The organism is Nocardia amamiensis (assembly GCF_015477605.1).
GTDB lineage: Bacteria > Actinomycetota > Actinomycetes > Mycobacteriales > Mycobacteriaceae > Nocardia > Nocardia amamiensis_A.
In genome coordinates this window covers 126332-135855 of sequence record NZ_JADLQX010000022.1, presented here as the reverse complement: position 1 = coordinate 135855, position 9524 = coordinate 126332, and the positions used below count along the sequence as shown (strand labels likewise).

The following is a 9524-nucleotide window of genomic DNA, read 5'->3' as shown; positions in this document are numbered from 1 at the left end:
CACCACCCTCGGCTGAGCGCTTGCTCTCGGTGACCGGCCCGCGTCACCACTTCACCATCGGCAGTGGTGACGTGGGGTCGGTCCGCAACCGCCGCACGGCCAGACGCACCAGCGCGCGATGAAAGCCATACGCTCACAGTCAGTCCCGGACGCCGACCATCTCCAATGCCTCCGGCACGGCGATCGGCTCGTAGTCGGGCGAGGTGTCGCTCAATACTTTGAGGGCGGTGTGGGCCAGGTGGCTGGCCATGCGGGCTCGAGCCACGGCTTTGGTCCCCTCCTCGAGCGCGGACAGAATCTGCGCGTGCTCCTGATCACCAGCCTTGTGCCAGCTGTTCGGCTCGCCACCCTGGTAGATCCGGATGTACCGGACGCACCGGTCGGCCAGCTGACGCAACTGCTTCTGCATCGTGTCGCTGGCGCCGCAGGTGACGGTGCGATGGAACGCCGAGTGGATGACGAACCAGCGCTCGGTCTCGCCGGCCTCCGCGGCCACTCGCATGGCTGTCAGTTGCTCAGCCGCCTGCTGGCGGGCGTCGGCGTCGAAGTTGCCCACAGTCATGGCCACGGCCAGCGACTCGAGCACGATTCGGCTCGCATAGATTTCATCGAGCTCACGAGGGTCGAGCATGGAGACGCGGGTGCGCTGGTTCGGTTCGATCTGGACCAGGCCCTCCTCTTGCAGCATCCGCAGCACCTCGCGCAACGGCGTGCGGCTGACGCCGAGCTGCTCGGCCAGCGATACTTGCGAGAGCTTCGTCCCAGGTCGCAGCGTGCCGTCGAGAATCCGCTCGCGCAGGTAGGCGTGTACATGCGGGATCGCCTGGCGTGCTTCGGGAAGCTCCACTTTGGTGATGTGCGGGACGAGCACTTTGCGACTCATGGCCATAGCTTAAGCGATGTGTATACATATTCCTTCTTTTTCGCATGAGCCTCCGGTAAAGTGCATACAGTATTGCGGGGTCTCGACGTCTGCGAAGCACTCCCCATCCCCGCACGGAACCCGTGAGGACGTGACAAATGTGAGAACTATCGGTGTGATCGGCCTGGGCAAGATGGGCCTGCCCATCGCTGAGAACTTGCTGGGCCGCGGCTTCGACGTCGTCGGGTACCGGCGCAGCATCGAGTGCCCCGAACTCGAGGCCGCGGGTGGCGCCGTCGCGTCGTCACCAGCGGATCTGGCCGCCTCGTGCGAGGTCATCGTGTCGATCCTGCCGACCGCGGACGACGTCGAGCACGTCATCCGCGGGCCCGAGGGCACGCTGTCGACGATGCGCCCCGGGACGGTCCACCTCGAGATGAGCACGATCCCGGTCACGAGCAAACTTGGACTGATGCGTCAGCTCGAGCACGTCGGGGCCACCATGCTCGACTGTCCGATCAGTGGTAGCCCCGGAATGGTCGGCCCGCGTCTGGCCACCGTCTTCGCCTCTGGAGCAACGGAGGCGATCGATCGAGTGGCCGATGTCCTGGACGCCATCTCGGGGCCCTGGGTCAGAACCGGTGACTTCGGCACCGGCACTCACCTGAAGTACATCTCCTCCATGCTGGTGGCGACCCATACGGTTGCGGCTGCGGAAGCGATCGTGCTGGCCCGCCGCAACAACTTGGACCTGGACATGGTCCAGCGGACCCTGGAGAAGTCCATCGCGGGCTCGGCGCTGCTCGAGCAGCGAGGTCCGCTCATGGCGCGCCGCGCATGGCTGCCGGCCCCCGGGCCCATCGCGACGTTGCACGAGATCCTCGACCAGATCGAGGTGCATTTGCACGATCTCGGCGAGCATCGGCCGGTGTTCAAGGCAGCCAAAGCGGTGTTCGACCAGGCCTTGGCCGATGGCTGGGGCGAGCTCGATATAGCCAGCGTGCACGACCAGATTTCCACCGAAGACGCTCTCATGCGAGGAGTCAGTAAATGATCTACGTCACCCACCGCCTCCCGGTCAACGAGCTGGGCGAGCCCACACTCGATCGAGCTGCCGTGTGGCAGGGACTGGTCATGAAGGCCAACAACGCGCTGCCCTTCGTGCCGATCATGACGCACTGCGAAGTCACCGCTCGCCTCGACGACGAGACTTTCGAGCGCGAGATCGAGCTGTTCGGCGACCTCTACATCGAGCGGATCGCCCTGCAGCCCCAGCGGCGGGTGGTGTTCACGCGCCTCTCGGGTCCGGTCCTCGGCACGATCGTCAATGACATCGAGGAGGACGCGGGCGAACTGTTCCTCCGGTTCAGCTTCGCGCTGGTGCTCGACGGCGTCCAGAGCGGTTCTCCCGAGGAGTCGGCGTACGCCGACGAGACCACGACCCAGTACATAGCGGCCGTCGGCGCCACGCTCAACGCCATGCGCCGCGTCGCGCGCGGAGAAGCGCCCGTCCCGTCGCCCGCGATCTGACTTCCCCTCGACCGCCCTTCATCGGCAGGTGGCCCGGCTCAGCGAGCCGGGCCACCTGCCGTTTTGCGCAGCAGGTGCGCTCCCAGCCGGGGCAGCAACTCCGGCTTGACGGCCTGCCAAGAGCGGATCTCCTCTGCCGACAGGGGTGCGGCGGGTTCGCCCTTCATCTGGAGCCAGACGGTGCATGCTGCCGCCAGCACCGACATTGCGGCCACTGCCGTGGCCGGGTCGCTGCCCATCGCGATCGCACCGTTGCCACGCAGAATCATCGCGTCCGCCGACCTCATCGCCTCGGCGAGCCTGCGGCCTCGGTCGGCCTCGCGGACCAGCAGCGCGGACGGATACACCGGAATGGAGTCGCCGAGCCAGCACGCCTGACCATGTGTCGGGGCGACGCGGTCGGTGCGCATGCCGACGGCCAGCGACGCCGCCGGCTGCGCACGAGCGATCGCTCCGGTCGCTGGGTAGCGCTGGTAGAGAGCCAGATGGGCCCATGCCTCGGCCGGGCACCCGGATGGCAATGCCGTGGCGGTCAACGGGATGCGGAGGCAGTCCGAAGCCGCGACGGTCTCCAAATCGGCGGCAGGGGTGATGACCATGTGGTCGACGTCCCTGGCGGACACATGCCCGAACGCGTCGACGAGCCCCAACGCGGCCAAGGCTCGCGCCGCGTCGGCAACTTGGATTGTCGCCGTGGTCACGACGCCACCATTCTGTTCTCCAGTCGGCCGATGCCGTCGATCTCGGTGACGACCAGGTCGCCGACGTGCAGGAAGGTTTTGTGCGGCATGCCGACCCCGGCCGGCGTTCCGGTCAGGATGATGTCACCCGGCTCCAGTGTCAGGACCCGGCTTGCGGCGGCGATCAGCCGTGGCACCGTGATCACCATGTCGGCGGTGGATGCTTCCTGTTTGATCTCCCCGTTGACGGTCAGCCGAAGTGTGAGGTCGTGTGGGTCGCCGATCTGCCAGCTGGGAACGATTCCAGGGCCCAAAGGGCAGGATCCGTCAAATGCCTTGTGCTGGAACCAGTCCCAGCCGAACGGCGGGAGGACCGCATCCTTCCTCGGGAACCGTCCGCGCGCGGACAGGTCGTTGGCGACGGTGTAGCCCGCGACGTGCTCGAGGGCTGTTCGCTCGTCGATATCGCGCCCGCCCGTGCCGATGACGACGGCCAGCTCGGCCTCCCAGTCCACGTCTGCGTTATCCGGCAGCCGCACGTCGTCGTGCGCGCTCACCACTGTCGTCGTCGGGGGCTTGAGGAAGAAGAACGGCTCGCCGTCGGAATCCGGGCGCTGTGTGCCCATCTCCTGCGCGTGTCCGTAATAGTTCGCCCCGGCGCAGAGGATCTTGCGGGGGTAGGTGAGGGGGGCGATCAGATCGGCGTCCGGCGCGACCTCGAGTGCCGAGAGCTGGAGATTCTGGAGCAGTGGCGTGAACTCCTCCCACCGATCGAACACTTCCAGGAGGGTACGACCCGACAGCGGCTGCGGCGCTCGACTGACCTTGCCGTCCGCGAGCACGCCAATGCTCGGCTCGGCTCGGTTGTTCTCGACGAATTGGACGAGACACCAACGCTGCGACGACATGGAAACCCCTTAAAATCGGTGAACTCCCTAAAGTGCACACACTTTTGCGGGGGTTGTCAAGCTCGCTCGCTCGGCGTGCCCGCTGCTCTGCTGCACTACGGGCTGCAAAGGCCCTCATGAGAACGGTCACGACTTCTATGCCGGTTTCGGGCTGCACGTCGCCGAGCGCGACGATGCGCTCGCCCTCCGATGTGAAGGACGGGAAACGGATCAGGATCAGGCGCTGCGGCCGTTGAACTCACCGTGGACACCCTCTCCCCACTCCCCTGCACGTCATCGAAGATCGCCCGCCAATCGGCCACCTGATCATCGGCCCCGCCCCGGCCGCCGGACCGGCCCTCCGCATCGACTCGCGCCCCCGCCATCATCCGTTCCCGGGGCCACGGCGTCGCTGTCGGGGACGAGATAGGCCACAGGCCGCGTTGTCCCGGGCGAGTCTTCTTGCGCCACGATCGCCGATTCGCGACCCGGCATGCGGTCAGTCCGGCCTCGACTTCTCCAGGCAAACCGGAACCCACCAATCTGGCTCTGCGACAAGCTGTGCAGCAAACCATGTCTGGTCGTAGTGGACCTGACGGGCTGCCGACAGCGGAGCCGCACGTCCCGCTCTCCGCTCGGAAATGTCTTGGTGCTTCACGCTGGTGACCTCGGATCTCGCACCGTAGCTGATGGTTCGCCACTCAGCCGTGATAGTCCCGCTCGGCATTCCCAATGCTGGAGTCGGTCCTTACGGCGGTGCTGAGACAATCTGACGGTGAACGAGAAAGTGTCCGCCGAGATGTCCTCTGGCACATTCGATTACGACGACCAATTGCCGAGGCTCCCGATCCCGATGTTAGAGGAGACGTGCGAGCGGTTTCTCGAGCGGTGTTCGCCGTTGCTGACCGACGAGGAACTGACTGCCACGGCAGCGACCGTGGAACAGTTCCTCGCGCCGGACAGTCCGGCACGGACGTGGCAGGGCGAGATCGAACGATTCGATCGGACGCTCGGAGTCCACAGTTGGCTCGACGCATTCTGGACGTCTCGCCATCTCGGCTACCGGGACAGTATCGCCTTCAACGCGAATTCCTTCTTCTTGTTCACGGACTCCGAGCATGGGCAACTCGAACGTGCCGCCGAACTGATCGTGCGTACCGCCGCGTACAAGCTCGAACTGGATGCCGAGATGGTATCGCCCGTGATGCTACGCGGCCGGCTGCTGTCCATGCATCAGAACAGGTCCCTGTTCTCTACCACCAGGATCCCCGGCATCGAATGCGACGCCGTGCGCTCCGCCTACAGTGCCGCGCAACCCGGCCCGTCGACGGCCCGGCACATCGTCGTCTTTTTCCGTCGTCATGCGTTCCGAATGGACATCTTCGCAGCTGACGGCACCCCGCATCCGGTCGAGGACCTGATCGCCGGGCTGGACGCGATCAGGGAAGCTGATCCGGCCGCTGAGCCGTCGCCGGGAGCGCTGACAACCAAACCGCGCGCGGCATGGGCGACGACCCGCCAGGCCCTCATCGAAGATCCGGACAACGTCGCCGCACTCGAGACGATCGAAACGGCATTGTTCTGTCTCGCGCTCGAGGACTTCGCGCCACAAGACGAACTCTCGGCGTGTAACCAGCTCATGCATGGTGACGGCGGGAACCGCTGGTACGACAAGGCGTTGACGTTCATCGTGTTCGCCGATGGTCGCGCAGGCATCAATATCGAGGAGTCCGGCCTGGACGGAACCACCGTGGCCAGCTTCTGCGACACAATTCTCGCGAGTGCGACAGCCACCTCAGCGGACAAGCCCGGCCGAGCGCCAGCGATATCACCGATCGAATTCCGTTTCAACGGAGACCTGCAGCAGGAAATTCGGCTGGCCTCAGACGATTTCGAGAAGCAAGCGAGCGAGACCGCCACGGGGGTTGTGACGTTCGACGACTTCGGCTCGGACACAGCCAAACGTCTCGGAATATCACCGGATGCGTTGGTTCAAGTGGCTTACCAACTGGCTCATCAACGGTCCAGGGGTTTTCTCGGCACCACCTACGAATCCGTCGCCGTGCGGCATTACCGCCACGGCCGCACAGAGGCCCTCCGGGCGGTCACCCCCGAAGTCGTTCGCTTCGTGGCGTTGATGAACGACTCGACCGCCACAGCCACCGCTCGGGCCGAAGCGCTACGTGCGGCGGCGGGGGCACACGTCGCTCGCACCAGAGACTGCCAGGCGGGGCGTGCTCCTGAGCGGCACCTCGTCGAGCTACAGCGAATCCAGCGGCACCGCGGTGATGAGCCGCTCGCGATCTACGAATCCCCTGGCTGGCGGATTCTGCGTGATGACTATCTCAGCACCAGTTCCGTGTCATCGGTCAATGTTCGATTCTTCGGTTTCGGGCCGACGACCGCCCAATGCATCGGGATCGGCTACATCGTGCAGCCTGGCGGCCTCAATATCTATCTCAGCGCACATAAGGGCATTGAACAACATATGCACCAATTTGCGAACGCTATCTCTGTCACTATCCCAGAGTTGTGCGACCTGCTCGAGACGGCATCCGTCGCCTAGCATTGCGTGTCCATGAATGACTCGTCGAATAGATGTCACGATGAGATGCGCAATAAGCTACGTGAGGAAACGATCCACACAGCCGGGCACTCGGAAATGCGGCAGTTTCCGCATGACAGTCGAAGAAGCGGTGTATATAGGTTACGAAGACATGGTGGAGAACATGGGAAGAAAGTATTCCTGATCAAAATAGCGCCAATTACTTACAGGGGCAAAAGTTCCACCCGAGGTGAGTGGGAGTGAAAGCCTACCGAGTACTTTTGGCGAACCGGACAGTACGGAATATGGTGTTGTTCAGTCTACTGTTCCGGATCGTTCTCAACACCCAATCCCTGTTGTTGGTAATGCATGTGCGGCATACGTTGCATCTCTCGTACGCTGCCGCGGGCCTATTGAGTACGGTGGTCTACCTATGTATGGCCGGCACCGAGTTGCGGCGCGGCCCGCGGCTCGATCGATCGGGCTTACGGCCCACCATGGCTCGAGCGATCCTGATAAACGGGGTCTGTTGGGTGATCGCACCATTCGCTCCGTTTCCGCTGTTGCTGTTGCTCGCAGCGCTGGCGGGATGGTCCGAAATACCGGTCATCAATGTCGCAAAACAGGCCATTACCGTCGCCACGACCGAACGCGAGCGGCGACCGGCGCTCGCCGCGTACGAGGTGACCGCCGATGTGTCGCTTTTGGTCGGCCCGCCGCTGGGTGTCGCAGCAATAAATATTTGGGACACGGACGTGGTGCTGTTCGTGGCCCGATTGGTGGCCGTGGGTTGCGGGTTCGCGTTATTGAGCCTGAACCCACCGCTGCGAACCGAGGCGAGCCAAGCGGCCCGGCGTATCCCACGGCGATCCTGGTTACAACCCGGGTTCGTGGCGGCATGTGTCGGATACGCCGCAGCCGCTGCCGTCCTTTGTGCGCAGGAACTGATTGTCATCACGGCCATGCACGATTTCCACGCCAAGCATGCAATTGGACTGGTGCTAGCCGTCGGCGCAGCCGGTGCAGTGGCCGGTGGGTACGGTTATGGCGCAATCTCCAGAACCATCTCGCCGTATGTTCTGCTGGTCGGACTCGGAATCAGCATGTTGCCTTGCGCCTTCGCATCCGGACCGGTTTCGCTGGCCATAGCCGTTTTCATAGTCGGCGTCCTGGGCGGTGCTGTTTTCCCGGCCAGTACCGATCGGATGAATGACATTGTATCCAAGGATGCACTCGGTGAGGCCCTTGGCTTTCATTTCAGCCTGATGTGGGTTGGCGTAGCTATGGGAAGTATCGTGGCGAGCCAGGCTGTCAACTTCGCCGGTTCATCAGGAGGCATCCTATCCGCGGCCGCAATCGGTATCGGCGCGGGAATCGGGCTGGGCCGGATTGCGGCGCGTGCCGCCCCCATGCCCGGGGTGCAAGTGAGTCGAGCACTCATCGTCACCGCCTCGAGGCGGATGCTGGACATCGCGCAGATTGCCCTTGTCCGCAATACCGATGGTTCACTAGACATTTGGCTCGGTGGTAAGAACACCCCCGAGAAAAAGGCGAAGTCGTCGGTTCTCGGACAACCCAACCAAGCGGAATTCCCGGTCGTATCATCAATGGATTCCGAAGCCGTCGGACCTGGTCAAACCGGGGTGCGACGCCTCCGGACACCGTGGACCGAGGCTCCGCCACCGCGCGAGCGAAAAGGCTCACCATGGAGTCGACCATCAGGTTGACTCCCAGGTTTCGCTAATTGCTGTGGCTATCCGGCTATCGCCGAGTGAACGTCCGATACGCCAGCAAATCCACCGGCGCCTGCATGCAACTACCACCTCAAAGGTTTACCAACCGTGACATCTATCAGTACGCACACTTCAAATTTTCCGAATTCGCTCGGACACACAACTAGTACAACGTATGAGCGACGTAGCCTCGATCGAGCCGTAAACCTATCAGACGCCCATTGCCGTCAACCGCTGACGTCCTCGCAGTTAGAAATTGTCGAGCGTTTTCCAGAGCTCTTCTTCGAGTCGCGAAAGCAATCGCAGTCAGTGCTGGAGGAGGCGTTCCTCACCGCGTTTCTGCGCCTGGCCGGCGAGCCGATGCATCAGGATGTGTCCAGGTATATGCTGTCGTATTCCGCATCGTCCGCAATAACGATGGTAGTAAGCCACTGCGCTCGCGCAGGCAAGCGAGTTGCCCTGATCGAGCCGATTTTCGACAATATTTCATCGATCTTGCGCCGAGAGAATGTCGAACTCGTGCCGCTGCCGGAACGGGATTGCGCCGTCGAACAACTGCCTGTGGCGATGGCTCGGCTCGATCCGGCGGTAGTCTGGCTGGTCTCGCCGAACAACCCCACCGGTTGGACGCTGTCCGAACCGGAGTTCAGAACGCTGGTTCAGTGTTGCGCCGACCGTCGTTGCACCCTGGTTCTGGACTCGTCTTTCCGATTTTTTTCACCTCCGCCGATCGGTTGGTCGCAGTACGAGATTCTGGAGGAATCGGGAATCTCCTATATTGTGCTCGAAGACACCGGCAAGACCTGGTCCACCAGTGAAATAAAGGTCGGATTGACGGTATGCAGTCCGGATATGTACGCAGATATGTACCGGCTGCACGACGATCTGTTGCAGAGCGTCTCTCCTTTTCATCTGAGGGTGCTGACGGAATTCATCGAGGACAGTTCGAGAAATGGCATAGAGCACAGTGTCCTGCCTTCCGTGCTACAGAACCGGGCTATCCTCCGGTCGATTCTGTCGGAGGAATTCGAATTCACTACCGACTTGCGATCGCCTATTTCGGTGGACTGGCTGCTCCACCGGGAGGGACTCGATAGCGAGGCCTTCGTTCACGAGGCTATTCGGCAGGGGGTGCACGTTCTACCCGGAACAAATTTTTTCTGGAATCAGCCGGAGCGCGGGCGAAAGTTCGTTCGCGTTGCCTTGGCCCGCGATCCGCAGCTGATGCAGGAGGGTGCGCAGTTGCTGCGGGACACCGCACTCCGGCTCGCCGCGAAGGATGCGTGA

The 9524-nt window shown here is 62.9% G+C and carries 8 protein-coding genes; 5 read left to right on the top strand and 3 right to left on the bottom strand.

The genetic code is table 11. From position 1 onward, the window contains the following. Window positions 1–139: 139 nt before the first annotated feature. Entirely contained in the window at window positions 140–883 is a 744-nt protein-coding gene (locus IU459_RS26370) for a GntR family transcriptional regulator (protein ID WP_195132255.1), read from the bottom strand. Window positions 884–1022: 139 nt separating this feature from the next. On the opposite strand from IU459_RS26370, the gene IU459_RS26365 reads away from it, so the two are divergent. Both IU459_RS26365 and IU459_RS26360 read left to right on the top strand, forming a co-directional pair. Next, complete coding sequence (locus IU459_RS26365; protein WP_195132254.1) at window positions 1023–1916, top strand: NAD(P)-dependent oxidoreductase; 894 nt, start codon at window positions 1023–1025, stop codon at window positions 1914–1916. Then, the gene (locus IU459_RS26360; protein WP_195132253.1) at window positions 1913–2392 is read left to right on the top strand and encodes an SRPBCC family protein; all 480 of its coding nucleotides are present in this window, start codon (window positions 1913–1915) and stop codon (window positions 2390–2392) included. Before IU459_RS26365 ends, IU459_RS26360 begins: the two co-directional genes overlap by 4 nt. A 38-nt stretch (window positions 2393–2430) precedes the next feature. On the opposite strand, the gene IU459_RS26355 is transcribed toward IU459_RS26360, so the two are convergent. Continuing rightward, window positions 2431–3093 (bottom strand): class II aldolase/adducin family protein, encoded by a 663-nt coding sequence (locus tag IU459_RS26355; RefSeq protein ID WP_324199035.1) that lies wholly within the window; start codon window positions 3091–3093, stop codon window positions 2431–2433. Then, window positions 3090–3980 carry a fumarylacetoacetate hydrolase family protein gene (locus IU459_RS26350; protein WP_195132252.1) on the bottom strand — a complete coding sequence of 297 codons (891 nt, stop codon included), beginning with the start codon at window positions 3978–3980 and terminating at the stop codon, window positions 3090–3092. Before IU459_RS26350 ends, IU459_RS26355 begins: the two co-directional genes overlap by 4 nt. Before the next feature lie 754 nt (window positions 3981–4734). Here IU459_RS26350 and IU459_RS26345 point away from each other — a divergent pair. From IU459_RS26345 to IU459_RS26335, 3 genes are all read left to right on the top strand, one after another. Then, entirely contained in the window at window positions 4735–6525 is a 1791-nt protein-coding gene (locus tag IU459_RS26345; RefSeq protein ID WP_324199034.1) for a choline/carnitine O-acyltransferase, read from the top strand. Between the two features lie 284 nt (window positions 6526–6809). Beyond that, a complete protein-coding gene (locus tag IU459_RS26340; protein ID WP_195132251.1) occupies window positions 6810–8231 on the top strand; it encodes an MFS transporter in 1422 nt (473 codons plus the stop codon). Window positions 8232–8345: 114 nt separating this feature from the next. After that, complete coding sequence (locus IU459_RS26335; protein ID WP_324199033.1) at window positions 8346–9524, top strand: pyridoxal phosphate-dependent aminotransferase; 1179 nt, start codon at window positions 8346–8348, stop codon at window positions 9522–9524.

What these genes read in the sequence shown, in the direction of transcription:
- IU459_RS26370 (WP_195132255.1), bottom strand. Translation starts at nt 883, where the DNA reads ATGAGTCGCAAAGTGCTCGTCCCGCACATCACCAAAGTGGAGCTTCCC.
- IU459_RS26360 (WP_195132253.1), top strand. Translation starts at nt 1,913, where the DNA reads ATGATCTACGTCACCCACCGCCTCCCGGTCAACGAGCTGGGCGAGCCC.
- IU459_RS26350 (WP_195132252.1), bottom strand. Translation starts at nt 3,980, where the DNA reads ATGTCGTCGCAGCGTTGGTGTCTCGTCCAATTCGTCGAGAACAACCGA.
- IU459_RS26340 (WP_195132251.1), top strand. Translation starts at nt 6,810, where the DNA reads ATGGTGTTGTTCAGTCTACTGTTCCGGATCGTTCTCAACACCCAATCC.